Genomic DNA, 20136 nt, shown 5'->3' on the forward strand with positions numbered 1-20136 from the left:
CCTGCAACTGATGCGATTCCCCGCGCACGGCATGGCATAATGTCAAACGGCATAAGCTAAAACGTATATAGGGGGCGGTTGGGCATGTCTGAGCAGCCGATGGCTCTTTTCTTTGATGTGGACGGCACGATCATCTGGTATAAGCCGGGAGCCGATGTTGACGCTACGGTGGCCACAGCGGTTCCGAGCCCTGCTGTGGCCGAGGCGTTCCACGCTCTGCGCCAGCGCGGGCACCATCCGTTCATCTGCACGGGGCGCTCGCTCACCTTGGTTTCGGACAAACTGCTTTCGCTTGACGTTGACGGCCTGGTCACGGCCGATGGCGCGTGCGTAAGCGTGGGCGGCGAGCTCGTGAGCGACGAGGTCGTTCCGGCAGAGCTCCTCATCGATGTTGCGGGCCGCGCGTACGAGGCCGACTCCCTCATTATGTTCGAGGGGTCGCGCGCATGCGTGGCCTTGGTCCCTAAGGGAATGGACTATAAGAACGCGATGGGCGTGGGCGTGGTGCATAGCTTGGAGGAGTTCGCCGGTACGGGGGATCTGCGCTTTAGCAAGTTCGTGCTGCAGGAAAGCGACCGTGCCCGGCTCATGACGCCGGAGAACCGCGCGTTTTTCGATGAGCATTTCGAAGAGTTCGCGCTCGGCCTGCCTGTCTACGAGATGACGCTCAAGGGGATGAACAAGGGCGCGGGCGTGCGCCGCGTCCTCGAGATGCTGGGGATTGGGCCCGAGCGTGCGATTGCGTTCGGCGATTCTGAGAACGATCTCTCCATGGCAGATGCCGTAGGGACCTTCGTCGCAATGGGTAACGCGATGCCGGGGGTCAAGGAGGTAGCCGATTACGTTACCGACCCCGTCGAGCACGACGGCGTGGTCACCGCTCTTCAGCACTTCGGCTTAATCTAGCCGAGCGCGAATCGTAGGCACCGGGTGTCTGCGAACCATTTTGAATCGTAGACACCGGGTGTCTGCGAACCACGATCGGCGTACAACGTTTGACGGGTAAGAAAAAGGGCCCCGGGCAATCGCCCGGGGCCCTTGCAGTGGCGCAAATCCTATCGAGCTGGCTACTCCAATTCAAATGCGCCGGTATAGAGCTGATAGTACACGCCGCGCTTCGCGATGAGCTCGTCGTGGCTGCCGCGCTCGATGATGCGGCCGTGGTCGAGCACAATGATCGCATCGGAGTTCCGCACGGTCGAGAGGCGGTGTGCGATCACGAAGGTGGTGCGCCCGCTCATGAGCGCGTCCATGCCCTTCTGCACGATGGCCTCGGTGCGCGTGTCGATCGAGCTCGTTGCCTCGTCCAAGATCATGACCGGCGGGTCGGCCACCGCCGCGCGCGAGATCGAGAGCAGCTGGCGCTGGCCCTGGCTCAGGTTCGAGCCGTTGTCGGTGAGCATGGTGTTGTAGCCCTCGGGCAGTCGCTGGATGAAGCTATGCGCGCCGGCAAGCTTGGCCGCGGCGATGCATTCCTCGTCGGAGGCGTCGAGCCTGCCGTAGCGGATGTTGTCCATAACGGTACCCGTGAACAGGTTCACGTCCTGAAGCACCATGCCGAGCGAACGGCGCAGGTCGCTCTTCTTGATCTTGTTGATGTTGATGCCGTCGTAGCGGATCTTGCCATCCTCGATATCGTAGAACCGGTTGATGAGGTTGGTGATCGTCGTCTTGCCGGCACCGGTTGCGCCCACGAAGGCGATTTTCTGCCCCGGCTCCGCCCACACGCTCACGTCGTGCAGGACCGTGTGCCCGGGCTTGTAGCCGAAGTCCACATGGTTGAGGCGCACATCGCCGCGCAGGGGAACGAGCGTTGTGGTGCCGTCGTGATGCGGGTGCTTCCACGCCCAGCGGCCGCTGTTGGTGTCGTTGGTCTCAACGAGCTCGCCGTTCTCCATCTTGGTGTTCACGAGCGTCACGTAGCCCTCGTCGTGCTCGGGCTCTTCGTCCATGAGCTCGAAGAGGCGCTCAGCTCCCGCGAGGCCCATGACCACCGAATTGATCTGCTGCGAGATCTGGCCGATCTGGCCGGAGAACTGGCGCGTCATGTTGAGGAACGGCACCGTCACCGCGATGGAGAACCCGAGGCCCGAGATAGACAGGTTGGGCACGCCCAGCTCGATGAACACGCCGCCCATGAGCGCCACGATGACGTACATGAGGTTGCCCAGGTTCATGAGGATGGGGCCCAGGGTGTTGGTGTACATGTTCGCGGCGCGCGCGGCGCGGAAGAGCTCCTCGTTGCGCACGTCGAAGTCCTCCTGAGCAGCCTCTTCGTGGCAGAAGACCTTCACCACGCGCTGGCCGTTCATAATCTCCTCGACATGGCCCTCGACGATGCCGATTTCCTTCTGCTGCGCGATGAAGTTGCGTGCGGAGCGGCTGCCCAGCACCTTGGTCATGTAAGCCATGAAGCCCACGCCGGCCACCACGATGATGGCCATCCACACGCTGTAGTAGATCATCACGCAGAACACCGAGATGAGCGTCACCATCGTGAGCGTGATGTTGGGCAGCGACTGGCCGATCATCTGGCGCAGGGCGTCGATGTCGTTGGTGTAGTGGCTCATGATGTCGCCGCGCTGGTGCGTGTCGAAATAGCTGATCGGCAGGTCCTGCATGTGATCGAAGAGCTTCTCGCGGAACTTCTCAAGCGAACCCTGGGTGATAACGGCCATGGTGCGCGTCCAGGTGAAGTTCAGGATGAGCGACACGCAGTAGATGCCGATAAGCGTGACCACGAGCGAGCCGATGCGCCCGGCAACGGACTCCCAGTCGCCCGATTCCCATGTGGCGGTCACGATCTCGAGCGCGCGCTGCATGAAGGTGGCCGGCAGCGACGACAGGATGGCCGAGACCACGATGCAGCAGATTACGAGCGGAAGCGCCTTGGGATAGAACTGGAACAGCGTCTTGATGAGACGGCTGAGCGTCTTGGTGCGCACGCCGGACTTCTTGACGGGCAGCTTCTTGCGGCCCGCGACGTTCTGGCGCGTGTCTTCGGGCTTGGGGGCCTCGGGGGTGTTTACGCCCAGGGTGTTCTTGAAAGCGGTCTCTGCCGAGTTGTTGCTACTCATGTGCGGCACCTCCCTCCATGGTGGCGGATGCTTCGGCGGCGGTCACGGTTTCGGTGGACGCGTCGTTGGCGGACATATCGTCGGCAGCGGGCGCGGTGGTCGCGTCGGCGGCTGCAGCCGCGACCTCGTCCTCCTCGCCGGTGCGGTTCTGGCTCTCATAGGTATCGCGGTAGATGTCGCACGTTTGCATGAGCTCGGCGTGCGTTCCCAGGCCCGCGATATGGCCGTTGTCCAGCACAAGGATGCGGTCGGCGTGCTCCACGGAGCTCGTACGTTGGGCGATGATGATCTTGGTGGTCTCGGGTAGGTAGCTCGCCAAGCCTTCGCGGATGAGCGCATCGGTCTTGGTGTCCACGGCGCTGGTGGAATCGTCCAAGATCAGCACCTTGGGGTGCTTGAGCAGCGCGCGGGCGATGCACAGGCGCTGCTTCTGGCCGCCCGACACGTTCGTGCCGCCCTGCTCGATATAGGTGTCGTACTTCTGCGGGAAGGTCTGGATGAACTCATCGGCTTGGGCGAGCTTGCACACCTCGACAAGCTCGTCATACGTGGCGTTCGGGTCGCCCCAGCGCAGGTTCTCCTTGATGGTGCCGCTGAACAGCACGTTCTTCTGCAATACCACAGCCACGTTGTTGCGCAGGAACTCCAGATCATAGTCGCGCACGTCGACGCCGCCCACCTTCACGGAGCCTTCGGTCACGTCGTACAGGCGGCTGATGAGGTTCACGAGCGAGGTCTTGGCCGAACCGGTGCCGCCCATGATGCCCAGGGTCTCGCCGCTCTTGATGTGCAGGTCGATCTCGGCGAGGGCGCGGTGCTCGGCCTTCTCGGAGTAGTTGAACGTGACGTGGTCGAAGTCGATCGAGCCGTCCTTCATCTCGGTGACGGGGTTGGCCGGGTCCTTGATGGTGGGTTCGGTCTCGATGACCTCGACGATACGCTCGGCGCTCTCCTGCGCCATGACGATCATGGCGAAGACCATCGATACCATCATGAGTGCCATGAGGATCATGAAGCCGTAGGTGGTGAGCGCGCTGAACTGGCCCACGTTGAGGAGGGTGCCGCGGCTCGAGATGATGAGGTAGCTGCCGAACTGGATGACCACGACGAACACCGTGTAGACGGCGAAGTTCATCATGGGGGTGTTGAGCGCGAGGATCTTCTCGGCGCGGGTGAAGTCGCGGCAGACATCCTGCGCAGCGCGGCTGAACTTCCGCTTCTCAAAGTCCTGGCGCACGTAGCTCTTCACATCGCGCATGCCGGTGACGTTTTCCTCGATGGACTCGTTCAGGGCATCGTACTTATGGAACACGGAGCGGAAGATGGGGTGTACCGTGCGCACGACTTTATACAGGCCGAAGCCGAGCAGGGGCACGACGATCACGAACACCGTGGCCATGGGGCCCGCCATGATGAAGGCCATGACGATGCTGCTGATGAGCAGCAGGGGGCAGCGCACGGCGGTGCGGATGACCATCATGTAGGCCAGCTGCACGTTGGTGATGTCGGTGGTCAGGCGCGTGACAAGCGAGCTCGACGAGAACTGGTCGATATTGGCGAAGCTGAAGGTCTGCACGGCGGCGAAGACGTCGTGGCGCAGGTTCTTGGCGAAGCCGCAGCTTGCCTGGCTGCACGTGAGGCCCGCGCCGATGCCGAAGGCGAGCGATGCCAGCGCCATGCACACGAGCACGCCCGCGTAGGGCAGCAGTTGAGCAAGGCCGGCGCCCAGCTGGATGGCGTTGATGAGCTGCGCCGTGACGAACGGAATGGCCACCTCCATGACCACCTCGCCCGTCACGATGATGGGCGTCGCAATGGCCGCGCGCTTATACTCACGGATGCTCGCCATGAGTGTTTTAAGCATTGAGTTCCTCCCATCGATTCCGTACTTTTCCTAAGAGCATGAGCAGCGTTTCCTGCTCCTCGTCTGTGAGGTTCGAAAACGCCTTGCTGCGAAAAGCCTCCCGAGCCTTAAGAGCCTGCAGGGCCTCGCGCTCGCCATCCTTCGTGAGGTGGACGAAGAGCTGGCGGCGGTCATGCGGATCGCGCGTGCGCTCAATGAGGCCCGATGCCTCGATTTTGGCGAGGATCTCGGAGAGCGACCCGGGCTTGAGCTCGAAGCGCGCGCCGAGGGCCTGTTGGGACATTTGGCCGCCCATGCAGTGGAGCAGGCAGAGAATGGGCTCCCGTCCCGAGCGTCCTCCACCGTGGAAATGCAGGTAGTGGCCGCAGAACCCGAGGTTGCGGATGATGAGGTCTGCTCGCGTGGGGTCGGGCATACCGGGGCAGGCGGAGTCCTGGCCGGTCGCTTCCGGGCGGGTCGCGCCAGATGTGTCCGGAATGGCATCCATGTGGACTGGGATCTCCTTTCAACTGGTTGGTGATTTTTGAACCAACATAGACTACTACTGTGCAAGAAGATGTCAAGGTACCAAATTAGTCTGGGTCATTCTGGGACGGGTCGGTCATTCCGGGACGGGTCCGTTTTGACTCATTTTGAAATAGCGCCCCTCAGTTCGCCCGAATGAGTCAAAACGGACCCGTCCCAGAATGACCCAGGATGGCTCGGCGCCGCTCGCCCTTCACCGCAGCTTCGGTCGCGCTGGGCGAAATGAATGTAAGCCGAACCCGTGCGAGGGGTAGGCTCGATTACAGCGTATGAAAACGGCGCGCGCTGCCAACCGGATGACTCGGCCGCTTCGCCCCGCGCGCCTGGCGACGAAGGAGGCTCCCATGGGTGCGCCCAAAACCGGCAATGTGAGGAACGTGGTGCTCGTAGGCCAAGGCGGGGTGGGCAAGACCTCGCTCGCGGAGGCCATGCTCCACCTTTCTGGCAAGACCGCTCGCTTAGGCGGCCATGCGGGCACAAAGCCCACGCTCGACTATGACGCCGAGGAGGTCAAGCGCGAGTTCTCAATTTCGACCTCCATTGCGCCGATTGACTGGAAAGACGTCCGCATCAATGTGTTGGACGCGCCGTGCTACCCCGACTTCATCGGCGATGCCTACGCGGCCATGAGCGTGTGCGAGACCGCGCTCTTCGTGGTCGACGCCGCGGAGGGACCGCAGCCCACCACGGTCAAGCTCTGGTACGCCGCCGAGGACCTGCGCCTGGCGCGTGCGGTGTTCATCAATCGCATCGACAAGGAAAACGCGGACTACGACGCCTGCATGAAGGCCCTGCGTGAGCGCTTCGGCATGCGCCTGGGCGCTGTGACGCTGCCGTGGGGTACGGGCGATAGCTTCGAGGGCGTCATCGACATCGTGCGCATGAAGGCCCGCCACTGCGAAGGCGCCACGCAGGAGGAGTTCAACATCCCCGAGGAGTACCGCGAGGCTGCTGAGGCCGCCCGCGAGCAGCTCTGCGAGGCCGTGGCCGAGGCCGATGACGACCTTATGATGAAGTACCTCGACGGCGAACCGCTCACCCAGGAAGAGGTCGAGGGCCTGCTCTCCGAGGCCATCGCCAAGCGCCTGTTCGTTCCCGTGTTCGTGGGTTCCTGCACCAAGGAGCTCGGCGTGCATTCCGTCATGGACGATGTGGCCACGTACTTCCCGAGCCCCACGGATTACGGCGAGATGCCGCTCGTTGACGGCGACACGCTTAAGATCTCGGCAGAGGACGACCGCCCCGTGGCCTTCGTCTTCAAGACCTTGAACGATCCCCAGCAGGGGCGCATCAGCTTCCTCAAGGTGCTCACCGGCACGCTCACGCCCGGCATCGAGCTCACCAACGCGCGCACCCGCAAGGGCGAGCGCCTGGCGCACCTGTATGTGATGTGCGGCCGCGAGCAGACCGAGGTGGGCAAGGCCGAGGCCGGCGACATCATCGTGACCACCAAGATCGCCGCGGACACGGGCGATACGCTCTCCGTCTCCGGCAAGATCGAGGCGGCTGCCTTCCAGTTCCCCAACAGCCAGTACCGCATCGCCATCGAGGCCGAGAACCGCTCGGACGAGGACAAGCTTTTCACCTTCATCGACCGCGCCTGCGAGGCCGACCCCACCATGAAGATCGAGCGCGACGAGGAGACCGGCCAGACCATCATCTCCGCCGTGGGCGAGGCACAGGTCAGCGTGCTGCTCAACCGCCTGGAGGAGCGCACGAAGGTCTCGGCGCACATCGTGCCCATCAAGATTCCGTATCGCGAGACCATCCGTCGCGTGGCGAGCGCCCAGGGCCGTCACAAGAAGCAGACCGGCGGCGCTGGCCAGTTCGGCGATTGCTATCTGCGCGTCGAGCCGCTGCTTGACGGCACCGACTATGAGTTCGTGGACGAGGTCGTGGGCGGCCGCATTCCGCGCGCGCTCATCCCCGCCGTGGACAAGGGCGTGCAGGAGACCATGAAGGAAGGCGTCATCGCAGGTTACCCGCTCACGGGCGTGCGCGTGGCGTGCTATGACGGTTCGTACCACCCGGTCGACTCCAACGAGATGGCCTTCCGTGCGGCGGCGCGCATCGCGCTCAAGAAGGCGTGCGCCGACGCCGACCCCGTGGTGCTTGAGCCCATGGAGAACATCACCGTGACCATCCCCGAGAGCTACGCCGGTGCCGTGATGGGCGACGTGTCCGGCTCGCGCGGCCGCGTGACCGGCATGGACACCGACGAGCATGGCAACACGGTGGTCACGGCGACGGTGCCCTACGCGGAGCTGGTGGATTACGCCACGCGCCTGCGCTCCATCACGCGCGGCACGGGCGATTTCACCATGGAGCCTGCCGGCTACGAGCAGGTGCCATACGACGTGCAGAAGCACCTCGTTGAGTTCTATGAGGAGAGCCGCGCCCAGGGCCACTAACAGCTGGGCATGGGCCTTATTCGTGCAAAGCGCTGCGGGAAGCGACTCGCCCGCGGCGCTTTGCACGTCTTTGCGCGTATGATAGAGAAGGAGTCCGGCCGCGCCGGACGTTGGCCATGGTGGCCGTTGGCCGTACAGCCGCTAGCGGTGCTGGACGGTGGCCATGCTAGCCGTTGGCCATGTTAGGTGGTAACCGTGTTGTACGTTATGTGCTGCTAGGAGGGCATATGTCTGTTGTTACCTTGAAGAACGGTGAGCTCACCGCTGCCATCGATGCCATGGGTGCCCAGCTTACGAGCCTTTCGCTCGGAGGCAAGGAATACCTCTGGCAAGCTGATCCTGCCGTGTGGGGCAAGCACGCGCCGATCCTTTTCCCCATCGTGGGCTCCATCCGCGATGGCAAGGCGGAGTCTGCCCAGGGCGAGGTGACGCTCGGGCGCCACGGGCTCGCGCGCGATTACGAGCACGCGGTTGTGGCGCAGAGCGAGGGTTCCGTAACCTTCGAGCTCACGGATTCCGAGGAAACCCGCTCGGCGTATCCGTATGCCTTCAAGCTCAATATGACCTATGAGCTCACGGGCCCCGCGAGCCTTACCCAGACGTTCCGCGTGGAGAACACCGGCGATGTCGACCTGCCCTTCTCCGTGGGCGGCCATCCGGCGTTCAACGTACCCGCACCCGGCGGCGAGGGGGAGGCGTTCGACGACTACGAGCTTGCCTTCACCAAGCCGTGGAGCTGCGTGGCGCCGAAGATTTGCGACGGCGGGCTGCTTACCTACCGCACGGCGGAGATGGTCATCGACCGCTCCGATGTGCTGCCCATCACGCACGGGCTCTTCGCGGCGGATGCCGTGATGCTGAGCGAGGTTCCCGACGACACGCTCACTCTGCGCAGCCGCGTTTCCGGCCACGGCGTGAAGATTGATTTCCCTGGCTTCAAGTACATCGGCATCTGGAGCGCCGAGGGCGATGCCCCGTTTGTCGCGCTCGAGCCCTGGACGGGGCATGCGACCCTCGATACCGAGGACAACGTGTTCGAGCATAAGCGCAACATCACCATTCTTGCCCCCGGCGAGGTCGACGAGCGTTCGTTTACCGTGACGCTGCTGTAGCGCTTCGGGTTGATGTGACGAACAGGCCGGCTCTATGTCGGCCTGTTTTTTGTCTTTAGGCCGGTTTTTCGGGCGCTTGTCAAGCAGCCAGCACGTTAACGGGCTCTCTACCAGCGGCTATGGTCGGACTTCATCGATGTCTGCTTTGGGTACCTCGATAGAACCGGCCTAAATCGGCACAACTCCGCGCGTCCGCCTCCTTCGGGTCCTTATTGTTGCCTTTTGGAAGGTGTTACGCGCCTGTTCGCGAGCGGAAACCGGACATCAGGAGACGGTGGAGCTCTTCGCGGCGGGCGAGGAAGGTCTTCGTGCGCGCGTGCAGGGGAAAGCCGAGCATGTCCGAGAAAACTGAAAGCATGGTTTCAAACTGATCGAGGTCGGCTATTTGACGGTAGTTGACATCGAGTACGACGTATCCCATCGACTGCAACGCGGCCGTTCTGCCCGATTGGATGAAGAAGCCGTTTCGGTCGGCATGATACTCGAACCCATTTACCTCGATAATCGCCCTCGGGCGTTCCCAAACCATATCTCCGACGCACGAGCCCATGCCTGCAAGTTTTCGTGCATCGGGGTCAAACGCGATTCGTCTGTTAAGCTGCGGTGCGGGCCAACCTTCTCCGCCATATTGTTCTGGAAGAAACAGCAGGAGAGCAAGGCATGTTTCCAAAGGAGAGCCGGAGCCATCGAGTGCGAGCGGCCCCGCGCGCCGCGACAAGGATGACCCCTTGCGTCCTCGGAGCGCTTCAAGGTTGGAGACAAATTGCTCTGTTCGGATAAGAGAGGGACGTTTCCATAAGTTAGTGGGATTGCCCGATCGATCGAACGCAGGAAGCCAGGCTTCAGCGCTGTTGTCGGTGTGCGTTGTCTCGAACCGGCCATGCTCGTTATAGCAGGCATATGCACCGGGAGCGCCCCGGTGGCGCGAGGTACGGTAGGCGGCAACCAGCTCATCGAGGACGCGTCGTTCGCGCCGTGTTGGATGATGGACGGCGTAGAGCCCGCAGAATTCATCGATCAAGGATATGAGCTTTGGCTGGGGAACGGTGCGGGCAACCTGTTGGAGGGCGAGGGTTGGCGAGGCAACGTAGAGCCCTCCGCCAAGTGCGTGAAGGAACTCCCTGGGGATGGACTTTCCTAATCGAGAAGGGTGTACAAGGGGATTTTGATGCATTCCGCCGCTCGAGTCGGAAAGGACGCGTATGGGTAGCGGAACGCCAATTAGGTCGGTGTATGCGTGGTGGTAAACGAGGCGTGTCGCCTCTGAGGCGTTGCTTCGGAGTCTGGTTTGTTGAGGCTTCGGGCCGCTTGGATGCTCATCGGGCTGGGTGAAGCCGTCTAATACGCTGGCATCGCAGATAATGGGAGGGGTTCTCCAGTAGGCAATAGCCGACCAACCGCTAACGATAACCATGGCATGCCCTTTCATGTGGTCCAACCGTTGAGAAAAGGGTCTCACGCCGAGCTGACCAATATCTGGCCGGTAGATGACGCTTTTCTGACCAAAATCTGACTGATTTCTGAACACGTGAAAAAGATTGCAGATGCATCGGACTGCTTGATGCACAACGCTTTTTTAGCTCCAGTCGCTTATGGACCCTGGGCGATATAAAAAAACGATTTTGGGCCGGTTTATCGGGGATACCCAAAGTAGACATGGATGTGGCGATGCGTTTACCTGCGCGTTCGTATTCGAAGAGGCGATGCCTACTTGTGAGGCGCCGAATAAACCGGCCTAAATCGGCGCTGAGCCGTCCTAGACTAGCGGAGACGCATACTTCTCGGGATGTATAAGATGCGCGGCGGCGAGCTGCGCCTTGCTTCCGTACGCAGGCGGTGAAATCGTTCGTTTTCTGCGCTTGATGTCTGCTGCGGGCGGGGCAATGGGTACCATGAGCCCATATGGAGTCTGGCGTTCGCGCTGGGGCGGGTTGCGGCTTGGTCGCGAGGGCGGCTGGGGTCGCACGACTACCCATGGTGCACTCTCGTATTGGAAAGGCCCGCTGTGCTTGAGCTCAAAGGCATCACCAAGGATTATCCATCTGGCGACTCGGTTGTCCATGCGCTCAAGGGCATCTCTGTTACCTTCCGCAGCCAGGAGTTCGTGAGCATTCTCGGACAATCGGGATGCGGCAAGACAACGCTGCTCAACATCATCGGCGGCCTCGACCAATACACGCGCGGCGACCTTGTGATCAATGGCCGTTCAACCAAGAGCTATCTCGACCGAGATTGGGACACGTACCGCAACCACAGCGTGGGCTTCGTGTTCCAGAGCTACAACCTTATTCCGCATCAGAGCGTGCTGGCCAACGTCGAGATGGCGCTTGTGCTATCCGGCACGCCCAAGGCGGAGCGGCGGCGCCGGGCGGAGGAGGCGCTTAGGCGCGTGGGCCTCGGCGAGCACCTGCGCAAGCGGCCAAACCAGCTCTCGGGCGGGCAGATGCAGCGCGTGGCCATCGCCCGCGCCATCGTTAACGACCCCGAGATCATCCTCGCCGACGAGCCCACCGGCGCCCTCGACACCGAGACCTCGGTCGAGGTCATGGATATCCTGAAGGAGCTCAGCCGCGACCGCCTTGTTATCATGGTCACGCACAACCCGCAGCTTGCCGAGGAATACTCCGATCGCATCGTGCGCATCCAAGACGGCCTGATCACGAGCGACTCCGCTCCGGTCGACCCCGCGCGCGAGCGTCTCACGCCCGAGCAGGTTCAGGCCCACGCGGTGGCCGATGCTCGCAAGGGCAAGCGCTCGATGAGCTTCCGCCAGGCGCTCGCGCTCTCGTTCAACAACCTCATGACCAAGAAGGGCCGCACGTTCCTGACGGCGTTCGCTGGCTCGATTGGCATCATTGGCATCGCGCTCATCTTGTCGCTTTCCAGCGGCACCCAGGATTACATCAAGGAGACGGAGGAATCCACGATGGGCAGCTACCCGCTGACCATCAACCAGACCTCGACGGACCTTACGAGCGTCATGGGTGCGCTTATGGGCACGAGCGACGAGCGTACCGGCCAAAACGACAGCGGCGGCGTCCAGTCGAAAAACATCGTGAGCGACATGGTCTCGAGCATGGCCGAGGGCTCCACCGAAAACGACATGGGCGCCATCAAGGCATGGATTGACAGCGACCCCGCCATCGGGGACAGCCACTTGAGCGAGCTGGTGACCGACATCCAGTTTACCTACGCGACGCCGCTCAACGTTTACCGATCCGACACGACCTCGGGCGCCGTGCAGGTTAACCCGGCGACCGTGCTCGACTCGCTCGGCATCGCGATGGGCGAGACCCAGACCGAGATGATGAGCACGATGAACGGCGGCAGCGGGTCGGCGTACGACGTGTGGACGGAGATGCTCGCCAACAAGGAGACGTGGGAGCGCGACTACGACGTGGTGGCCGGACGCATGCCCGAGGCCTGGAACGAGGTCGTTATCTACGTGGATGAGAACGATCGGATCAGCGACTACACCCTCTACGCGCTCGGGCTTCTCGACCAAAGCGAGCTGCGCGGCATGATGAGCGACGTGATTGCCGGCCGGAAGGTGGAAGATAGCGAGCAGACGAGTTACACCTATGACGAGCTCATGGGCCTCACGTTCAAGCTGGTGCCCGAGAGCAGCAAATACGCTCAGCAGCAAGACGGAACATGGGCCGACATGAGCGACGACGCGGATTATATGCGCGGCGTGGTGGACGATGCCGAGGAGCTGCGGGTGGTGGGTATCGTGCGCCCGAGCGAGGAGAACGACACGGGCAGCAACTGGGGCGCCGTGCTCTATACGCCAGAGTTGACGGAGCACCTGGTGGAGGCTGTGAACGCCAGCGATGTGGTGGCTGCGCAAGAGGCGAACCCCAACACCGATATCTTCACCGGCCTCCCGTTCGAGGACACCACGGTGAACCTCACCATGGATGCCATCGAGGCAATGATCGACCAGATGCCGAGCGAGCTGGGGGCTCAGCTTCGCTCCTATGTGGACGGCTTGCGCGAAGACGGCCTTTCGGACGAGGAGATCGCCTCGGCCTTCAGCCGGCAGATGAGCGAACAGACCGACAACGCCACATACGACGGGAACCTCGAGACGCTGGGCGTGTGCAGCCTGGACGAGCCGAGCTCCATTAGCATCTACCCCATAGACTTCGAAGCGAAGGAGCAGATTGACGCGCTGATTGACGACTACAACGAGCAGATTCGCACGTCGGGCGAGGGCACGGAGATCCAGTACACCGACATGGTGGGCATGCTCATGTCGAGCGTGACGGATATCGTGAACGCACTGACGTACATCCTCATTGCGTTCGTGGCGATTTCGCTTGTGGTGAGCTCGATCATGATCGGCATCATCACCTATATCAGCGTGCTGGAGCGCACCAAGGAGATCGGCATCCTGCGCGCAATCGGGGCGAGCAAGAAGGATGTGAGCCGTATCTTCACGGCGGAGACGTTCATCATCGGCCTCGTTTCGGGTGTGCTGGGCATCGTGGTGACAGTGCTGCTGGATATTCCGGTCAACATGATCATTTACCATATTACCGGTGTGGAGAACCTGGCCTCTGTGCCGGTGGCCGCCGGAGCGGTGCTTGTGCTGATTTCGGTGGGCCTCTCGTTCCTAGCGGGGCTCGCGCCGAGCCGCATGGCTGCCAAGAAAGACCCGGTAACCGCGCTGCGCACCGAGTAGCCCCGATGGGGGCGCCGCGCGCGCTCTCGGCGCCCGTTCCCTCGTGCGCGACCTGCCCCGGCTTCTCGTTTCGTCTACGTGCGCTTGAGGCGCCGCTGCTCCTGCGGCATGCAGCCTGCGGGCGTTCGTGCAATGCGCTATGCTTGGTGCCCTCGTGCCTCCCCGTCGCGCGCCCCGCACGGCAGCGTGAGCTACGCAGCGGCGTGAACCGCGCGGCAGCGGGTGGCATCGAAGCGGCGACAAACACGGCAAGACGGGAGCGCGCATGGGAACCTATATAAGCAACGTGCAAACAGCGGTGCTGCTGTTCCCCCTGCTCTCGGCGTTGCTTTCGGTTCCTTATGCCATCTACCAGTACCGCAGCTACGGCAGCATCTCTCTATGGAAGACCTTCCTCGTCTTCTCGTTCATCTTCTACCTCATGTGCGCGTACTTCATGGTCATTCTGCCGCTCCCGGCGGACCGCAGCATCGTGGTACCCGGGGCGCAGCACCCGCAGCTCGTTCCGTTCCGCTTCATGCGCGCCCTCGAATCCGGGGCGCCGCTCGACCCAACATCTCCGGCGTCGTGGATCGCGTTCCTGCGCCGCCCCGACATCTACACGGTGTATTTCAACGTGTTGCTTACCGTACCGTTCGGCGTCTACCTGCGCTATCTGTTTCATCGCCGTTGGTGGCAGGCGCTCGTGTTGGGGTTCGCGCTCACCTTGTTCTTCGAGGTATCGCAGATCACGGGGCTTTTCGGCATCTACGAGCATCCGTACCGGCTGTTCGACGTCGACGACCTCATCACCAACACGCTCGGCGCCATGCTTGGGTTCTGGGCCTCCATTCCGCTCTGCCACTTCCTGCCCGACCTGCGCGACGTGGACGAGCGGTCCATTGCGCGCGGCGCGGCGCACACCTCGTTCTCGCGTCGCCTGCTCGCGTTTGGAATCGACATGGCTGCCGTCGCCGCCGTGCTTTGGCTGTATGGCATCGTGGTGCCGGCTGGGCCGTCGGCTGCAAGCGAGCGATTCGCCGTGCTGGCTGGTTCGCTGATCGCCACGTTTGTCACCTTCATGGCCATCCCCGTTATCACGCGCGGCCAGACGATCGGCCATATGGTGTTGCGGCTGCGCGTTGTGCGCCCCGATGGCTCGAGCGCGCGCGGCTGGCAGTACATCGCGCGCTACGGCCTTCTGTTCTGGGTGTTTCTCTTGCTGCCCAACTGGGTGAGCGCTCTGTTCCCAACCGGGGGAGTTACGCTCCATGCCGGGGCAGACGAGGTTTCTATCGGGGCGACCGCGATAGAGACCGTGCTGGCAAGCGTCTACCTGTTCTGGCTGGTAACCATCGCGCTCCGGGCGGTGCTTTCGGCCTTCAAGCACCCGTTCGTGATGCTCAACGGCGTTATTTCCAACACGCGCGTGATGTCCGAGGCGCAGGTTGAGCGTCTGCGCGCCGAGCGCCACGCGCAGAGCTTGGAGGAGGAGCTCGCGCAGAACGATCTGGGTGCGAGCTCGCTCGAAGACGCTTTCGACTCCTCGTTCGATGCGGTGTACTCCGACGAGGAGGACGCCGAGATCGATGCGATGAGGGCGGACGAGTAGCGCAGGGCGCTGGGCCGGGGCCGGGGAGGGGTGTGCCGCGCAGCGTGCCGGGCCTGGGCTTTGGGCAGGGTGTGCCACGGGGGTGACCCGGTCCTGGGCGGACAAGCCCCGCGCGTGCCGCGCAGCGTGCCGGGCCTGGGGGAACGTGTTCCTTGCGCGGACGTTACGGTTTTGCTGAGCGCTCCCGTCGCGCTTCTACCTCGGTGGGCCTGTGCCATAATAGGCGGGTATCAGCCGAACAACAGAGAGGACGCTATGTCCCACGTAGATGCATCGATTGCCCCTGCTTCAGTCCCTTGCGACGCGGCGCTGCCGAGCTCCAGCCAAGATGATGCGCTCCATGAGGAGTGCGGTGTCTTCGGCGTTTGGGCTCCCGGCCTCGACGTCGCGCGACTCACATACTTCGGCCTCAAGGCGCTGCAGCATCGCGGCCAGGAATCGGCGGGCATCGCGGTGGGCGACGGCGGAACGGTGATGGTCCGTAAGGACTTGGGCCTCCTCGACCAGGTGTTTTCGAACGCAGACCTCAGTTCTCTCACGGGCGACCTCGCCATCGGACATGTGCGCTACGGCACGGCGGGCGCCAAAAGCTGGGAGTCCGCGCAGCCGCATCTCTCGACGATCAACGACGTGATCATTGCGCTGGCGCATAACGGCACACTCGTGAATACCGACGAGCTGCGCCGCCAGCTCATCGACCTGGGCGTCTCGTTCATGTCGAGCTCCGATTCCGAGGTCGCGACGCGTCTCATTGGGTATTTCACCCAGCGGACGAGCCATCTGCGCGAAGGCATTCGCAAGACGATGGAGCTCGTGCGCGGCGGATATGCCATGACGCTCATCAACGAGCATGCGCTCTACGCGTTCCGCGACCCGTTCGGCATTCGCCCGCTTGTGCTTGGCCGCCTGCCGCTGGAATGCCAAAAGGGGGACAGCTCCCAATGTGACGCTGAAACCTCCGTTGGGGCCGAAGGCTGGGTCGTTGCATCCGAGACCTGCGCGCTCGATATCGTTGGCGCGGAATACGTGCGAGACATCCGCCCCGGCGAAATACTTCGCATCAGCGAGGAGGGGCTCGTCTCCGAGCAGGGTGTTCTCGCTGCGCGCGAATCGGCCGAGTGTATCTTCGAGCAGGTGTACTTTGCCCGCCCCGATTCCATTATGGCCGGCAAGTCTGTCTATGCGTGCCGCTACGACATGGGCCGCCAGCTTGCGCACGAGGCACCCGTCGATGCCGATATGGTCATCGGTGTTCCGGACAGCGGCTTGCCGCCGGCGGAGGGCTATGCACGCGAGAGCGGCATCCCCTTCGGCGAGGGGCTCATCAAAAACCGCTATGTCGCGCGCACCTTCATCCAGCCGACGCAGGAGCTGCGGGCAATGGGCGTGCGTATGAAGCTCAACCCGTTGCGCGACAACATCGCAGGCAAAAGGCTCGTGGTGATCGACGATTCCATCGTGCGCGGCACCACCATGGTGCAGCTGGTGAAGATGCTGCGCCAGGCCGGCGCGGCCGAGGTGCATGTGCGCATCAACAGCCCCGAGGTCGAGTGGCCGTGCTTCTATGGCATCGATACCGGTATGCAGAAGCAGCTCATCAGCGCGAATAAGTCGGTTGACGAGATTTGCGAATACATCGGGGCCGATTCGCTCGCCTTCCTTTCCGTTCAGGGCTTGCTTGCGAGCCTGCCCAAGCGCGGCTACTGCACGGCGTGCTTTACGGGAGTCTATCCGGTGGCGATACCGTCGAGCTTTGGCCGGGACAAGTTCATGGCGGGCTACGACCCCTGCAACCTCACGCAGGCCGAGGCAATCGGCGAGGCGGCGGTGACCTCAAAGGACCGTGACCGCAGCTGGGAAGAGGAGCACGGCGTTCGATAGCCGCTGATGGTAGAATCCAAGCGAGCCGCAAGGTATTGGGGTGCGTGCGGCACCTCGATGCTGATGGCTGGGCTGTATGCGAACGCCGGGGCGCGGCCTCGGCTTTACGAGGGAGATCCCATGGCGTCATACGAGGGAAAGCGTTTTCGCGGTGACGGCGAGAGGCCGTCGTCCACGGGAGGGGCTGCCGGAGGTTCCCGGTTTGCCAGGGGTGCTCGGTCTGCTGGCGGCGCCGGCTCTGCCGAAGGTGTTCGCCCCGCCGGCGGATCCCGGTTTGCCGATGGTGCCAAGCCTGCCGGAGACCCTCGCTCTGCCGGTGGCGCCCGCTCCGCCGGCAATGCCCGGCCGGGAAGCCATTTCTCGGGTGCATCTTCGAGGGGCGACGGTGCGGCCTCCGCGGGTGCGTCCGCCCGCCATGCCGCGCAGCCCGGTTCAGCCTCCCACGCCGCGGGCCCGTCCGGGGCTTCGCGCTCTGCTGTTCAGCCTCCTGCGCGCATCCAGACTTCACGCTCCCAGCGAACAAATCGAGCTCATGCTTCGTATCAGCCTGAGGGCGCGGCGCAGAGCTATGCCTCCTCTGCCGCTCCGCGTGGGCGAGCTGCTTCCCGCGGTGCAGCGTCCGCCCGTGCTCGGGGTGGTTCCTCGAGCGGCCGTCGCGGGCCGGGTGGCGGGCACGGATCGGGGCGTGACGATCGCGGGAGAACGGGCGCCGGGCGCAGCAAGCGCAACATCGTCTCGTACGTTCTCATCGGCATCGGCGTTGTGTTGCTGCTCGTTGCCGCCGGTATCTTCATTTGGGCGCAGTTGGGCTATCGTCAGGCCGCCGAGACCTACTCGAACCTCACCCAGTACGTCACGGTAGACTCCGAGGGCGACGGCATTCCCGTTGTGGACTGGGACGCGCTCAAGGCGCAGAACGAAGACATCGTCGCGTGGATCTACGTGCCCGGTACCGATATCAGCTATCCCGTGGTGCAGGGCGAGACCAACGATGAATACCTGCGCACGCTGCCCGATGGCACGTGGAACAACAACGGCAGCATCATGCTCGATTGCGACCAGACGGCGCCCGGCATGGTAGACCAGCAGACCACGGTTTACGGCCACCATATGAACGACGGCTCCATGTTCCAGCCCATCGAGCAAACGCTCGACCAGGCAAGTTTCGATGCCATGGACACCGTGTATTACCTCACGCCCGACGCTACCTACAAGCTCACGCCGCTGTTCACCGCGCGCGTGGAGGAAAGCTATGTGGAGGCGCGGCAAGCCAATTTCGGAGACACGGCCGCGCTGCAGCAGTACCTGACGGACCTCCGCTCCTATGCCCAGGCGGAGGCGTCCGACGTTGACGAGCGCCTTTCCCAGACCGAACAGGTGCTGTCGCTCGTTACCTGCAGCGGCATGGCTCCCGCAGATCACCGTGCGGTCATGGTGTGCACCATCGCCGAGGAAACGCCGGCCGCTGGCGCCTCGTCAACTGCAGAATAGGCGGTTTTCTTGTGCGCGAGCCCGCTCGAAAGGCCCGTCGACGGCCCCGGGGCAATGTCGTTGCAAGTTTTGGGCGCTTGAATGCGGGACCACGAAGTAGACCCCGTTCGGCCACCTCTGTAACCTGCGGTTTTCTTGCGCTTGATGCGCGGTCTACTCGGACTCTCTCAGATGAAGTGCCCAAAACTTGAAAGAAGGCAACCACGTGGCTTGCGTGCATCCTCACGACTCCTGCGAGCTCCCGCATCGAGCTGGTATGATGGCAGAAAGAAACGTTCCTCCACGGAAAGGATTCGCGTATGAGCGAGACAGCTAGGCACATCACGTATGAAGATGCCGGCGTAGATACTGCCGAAGGGAGCCGTGCCGTCGACGCCATCAAGCAGATGGTTGCCGAGACGTCTCGCCCTGAGGTCATCGGCGGCATCGGCGGATTTGGTGGCTTGTTCTCCGCTGCGGCCCTCAAAGATATGGAGGACCCCATCCTCATCAGCGGCACCGACGGTGTGGGCACCAAGCTCGTGTTGGCGCAGGTGCTCGATCGCCACGAGACCGTGGGCCAGGATCTTGTTGCCATGTGCGTGAACGACATCCTTGCGAGCGGCGCCGAACCCCTCTTCTTCTTGGACTATGTTGCCATCGGCCATATCGAGGCCGAGCACATGGCCAAGGTCGTAAAGGGCGTGGCCGATGGCTGCAAGCTTGCGGGCTGTGCGCTCGTGGGCGGCGAGATGGCCGAGCACCCAGGCGTTATGCGCCCGGACGATTACGATATGGCGGGCTTCACGGTGGGCGTGGTCGATCGGCCCAAGATGCTCGATCCCGCCAACGTTCGCCCCGGCGATGTGATCATCGGGTTGTCCAGCTCTGGCATTCATTCCAACGGCTATTCGCTCGTGCGCCGCGTGATTGGCGTTGATGGCCTTGTGCCGGGAACGCCCGAGGCCGAGGCCAAGCGAGCCGAACTCGAGCAGCCTGTGCCCGAGCTTGGTGGAGAGAGCCTGGCCGACGCCCTGCTCGCTCCCACGCGCATCTACGTCAAGCCCGTTCTCGGGCTTCTGCGCTCCGAGGCGGGCGCTCGCGTCCACGCAATTGCGCACATCACGGGCGGTGGCATCACCGAAAATCTCAATCGCGCGCTCGCGCCGGATGTGGATGCCGTGGTAGAGCGCACCGTGTCGCCGACGGGTTTCTCGATGGGCTGGGATGTGCCGCCCGTCATCTCCTATATCTCCCGCGCCGCGGGCCTCACGCCTAACGAGGCGTGCAAGACGTTCAACATGGGCGCCGGCCTTATGGTCATCTGCCCGGCCGATGCCGAGAACGCGGTCATAGCCGAGCTTGAGGCTCAGGGCGAGCACCCGTTCCGCGTGGGCACGTGCGTTGCCGGCTCGGGCAAGGTGGTGTACAGCGATGAGCGATAACGAGAATCGCTCCACCTGCCAGGAGACCCCAGCTCCCGCAGGTGTGGACGAGGCATATCGCGCCGCTGTCGAG

12 protein-coding genes are annotated in these 20136 nt (G+C 62.9%); 8 read left to right on the top strand and 4 right to left on the bottom strand.

What is annotated here, in order from left to right; all coding sequences use genetic code 11:
• Window positions 1-84 precede the first annotated feature (84 nt).
• Window positions 85-906 carry an HAD-IIB family hydrolase gene (locus GJE22_RS00520; RefSeq protein WP_144687458.1) on the top strand — a complete coding sequence of 274 codons (822 nt, stop codon included), beginning with the start codon at window positions 85-87 and terminating at the stop codon, window positions 904-906.
• 161 nt (window positions 907-1067) lie between these two features.
• Here GJE22_RS00520 and GJE22_RS00525 read toward each other — a convergent pair whose 3' ends face one another.
• The 3 genes from GJE22_RS00525 to GJE22_RS00535 are packed head-to-tail and all read right to left on the bottom strand — an operon-like array spanning window position 1068 to window position 5428.
• Window positions 1068-3077 (bottom strand): ABC transporter ATP-binding protein, encoded by a 2010-nt coding sequence (locus GJE22_RS00525; protein ID WP_144687456.1) that lies wholly within the window; start codon window positions 3075-3077, stop codon window positions 1068-1070.
• Window positions 3070-4941, bottom strand: a complete 1872-nt coding sequence (locus tag GJE22_RS00530; protein ID WP_144687453.1) for an ABC transporter ATP-binding protein — start codon at window positions 4939-4941, stop codon at window positions 3070-3072. Before GJE22_RS00530 ends, GJE22_RS00525 begins: the two co-directional genes overlap by 8 nt.
• The gene (locus GJE22_RS00535; protein WP_144687451.1) at window positions 4934-5428 is read right to left on the bottom strand and encodes a MarR family winged helix-turn-helix transcriptional regulator; all 495 of its coding nucleotides are present in this window, start codon (window positions 5426-5428) and stop codon (window positions 4934-4936) included. The genes GJE22_RS00530 and GJE22_RS00535 overlap by 8 nt, the downstream gene beginning before the upstream one ends.
• A 382-nt stretch (window positions 5429-5810) precedes the next feature.
• On the opposite strand from GJE22_RS00535, the gene GJE22_RS00540 reads away from it, so the two are divergent.
• Together GJE22_RS00540 and GJE22_RS00545 are read left to right on the top strand one after the other, a co-directional pair.
• The gene (locus GJE22_RS00540) at window positions 5811-7877 is read left to right on the top strand and encodes an elongation factor G (protein ID WP_144687449.1); all 2067 of its coding nucleotides are present in this window, start codon (window positions 5811-5813) and stop codon (window positions 7875-7877) included.
• Between the two features lie 227 nt (window positions 7878-8104).
• Window positions 8105-8989: an aldose 1-epimerase family protein gene (locus GJE22_RS00545; protein WP_144687447.1), complete on the top strand. Its 885-nt coding sequence runs from the start codon at window positions 8105-8107 to the stop codon at window positions 8987-8989.
• A 232-nt stretch (window positions 8990-9221) separates the two neighbouring features.
• Here the strand turns inward: GJE22_RS00545 and GJE22_RS00550 are convergent, their stop codons facing one another.
• Window positions 9222-10403: a hypothetical protein gene (locus GJE22_RS00550; protein ID WP_144687445.1), complete on the bottom strand. Its 1182-nt coding sequence runs from the start codon at window positions 10401-10403 to the stop codon at window positions 9222-9224.
• Window positions 10404-10994: 591 nt separating this feature from the next.
• On the opposite strand from GJE22_RS00550, the gene GJE22_RS00555 reads away from it, so the two are divergent.
• The 5 genes from GJE22_RS00555 (at window position 10995) to purM (ending at window position 20063) form a co-directional block, all read left to right on the top strand.
• Window positions 10995-13676: an ABC transporter ATP-binding protein/permease gene (locus GJE22_RS00555; protein WP_144687443.1), complete on the top strand. Its 2682-nt coding sequence runs from the start codon at window positions 10995-10997 to the stop codon at window positions 13674-13676.
• A 265-nt stretch (window positions 13677-13941) separates the two neighbouring features.
• Window positions 13942-15267 (top strand): VanZ family protein, encoded by a 1326-nt coding sequence (locus GJE22_RS00560; RefSeq protein WP_144687441.1) that lies wholly within the window; start codon window positions 13942-13944, stop codon window positions 15265-15267.
• Between the two features lie 255 nt (window positions 15268-15522).
• On the top strand, window positions 15523-17148 hold the full coding sequence (purF, locus tag GJE22_RS00565) for an amidophosphoribosyltransferase (RefSeq protein ID WP_144687439.1): 1626 nt from the start codon (window positions 15523-15525) through the stop codon (window positions 17146-17148).
• Window positions 17149-17268: 120 nt separating this feature from the next.
• Window positions 17269-18639 (top strand): sortase domain-containing protein, encoded by a 1371-nt coding sequence (locus GJE22_RS09940; RefSeq protein ID WP_218957856.1) that lies wholly within the window; start codon window positions 17269-17271, stop codon window positions 18637-18639.
• A gap of 299 nt (window positions 18640-18938) precedes the next feature.
• The gene (purM, locus tag GJE22_RS00575; protein WP_144687437.1) at window positions 18939-20063 is read left to right on the top strand and encodes a phosphoribosylformylglycinamidine cyclo-ligase; all 1125 of its coding nucleotides are present in this window, start codon (window positions 18939-18941) and stop codon (window positions 20061-20063) included.
• The last annotated feature ends 73 nt before the right edge of the window (window positions 20064-20136 follow it).

This window comes from Enorma shizhengliae (assembly GCF_009676995.1).
In the GTDB taxonomy this organism is placed as follows: Bacteria; Actinomycetota; Coriobacteriia; order Coriobacteriales; family Coriobacteriaceae; genus Enorma; species Enorma massiliensis.

What these genes read in the sequence shown, in the direction of transcription:
- purM (WP_144687437.1), top strand. Translation starts at nt 18,939, where the DNA reads ATGAGCGAGACAGCTAGGCACATCACGTATGAAGATGCCGGCGTAGAT.
- GJE22_RS00560 (WP_144687441.1), top strand. Translation starts at nt 13,942, where the DNA reads ATGGGAACCTATATAAGCAACGTGCAAACAGCGGTGCTGCTGTTCCCC.
- GJE22_RS00530 (WP_144687453.1), bottom strand. Translation starts at nt 4,941, where the DNA reads ATGCTTAAAACACTCATGGCGAGCATCCGTGAGTATAAGCGCGCGGCC.
- GJE22_RS00545 (WP_144687447.1), top strand. Translation starts at nt 8,105, where the DNA reads ATGTCTGTTGTTACCTTGAAGAACGGTGAGCTCACCGCTGCCATCGAT.
- GJE22_RS00525 (WP_144687456.1), bottom strand. Translation starts at nt 3,077, where the DNA reads ATGAGTAGCAACAACTCGGCAGAGACCGCTTTCAAGAACACCCTGGGC.
- GJE22_RS00535 (WP_144687451.1), bottom strand. Translation starts at nt 5,428, where the DNA reads ATGGATGCCATTCCGGACACATCTGGCGCGACCCGCCCGGAAGCGACC.
- GJE22_RS00550 (WP_144687445.1), bottom strand. Translation starts at nt 10,403, where the DNA reads ATGGTTATCGTTAGCGGTTGGTCGGCTATTGCCTACTGGAGAACCCCT.
- GJE22_RS09940 (WP_218957856.1), top strand. Translation starts at nt 17,269, where the DNA reads ATGGCGTCATACGAGGGAAAGCGTTTTCGCGGTGACGGCGAGAGGCCG.
- GJE22_RS00520 (WP_144687458.1), top strand. Translation starts at nt 85, where the DNA reads ATGTCTGAGCAGCCGATGGCTCTTTTCTTTGATGTGGACGGCACGATC.
- purF (WP_144687439.1), top strand. Translation starts at nt 15,523, where the DNA reads ATGTCCCACGTAGATGCATCGATTGCCCCTGCTTCAGTCCCTTGCGAC.
- GJE22_RS00540 (WP_144687449.1), top strand. Translation starts at nt 5,811, where the DNA reads ATGGGTGCGCCCAAAACCGGCAATGTGAGGAACGTGGTGCTCGTAGGC.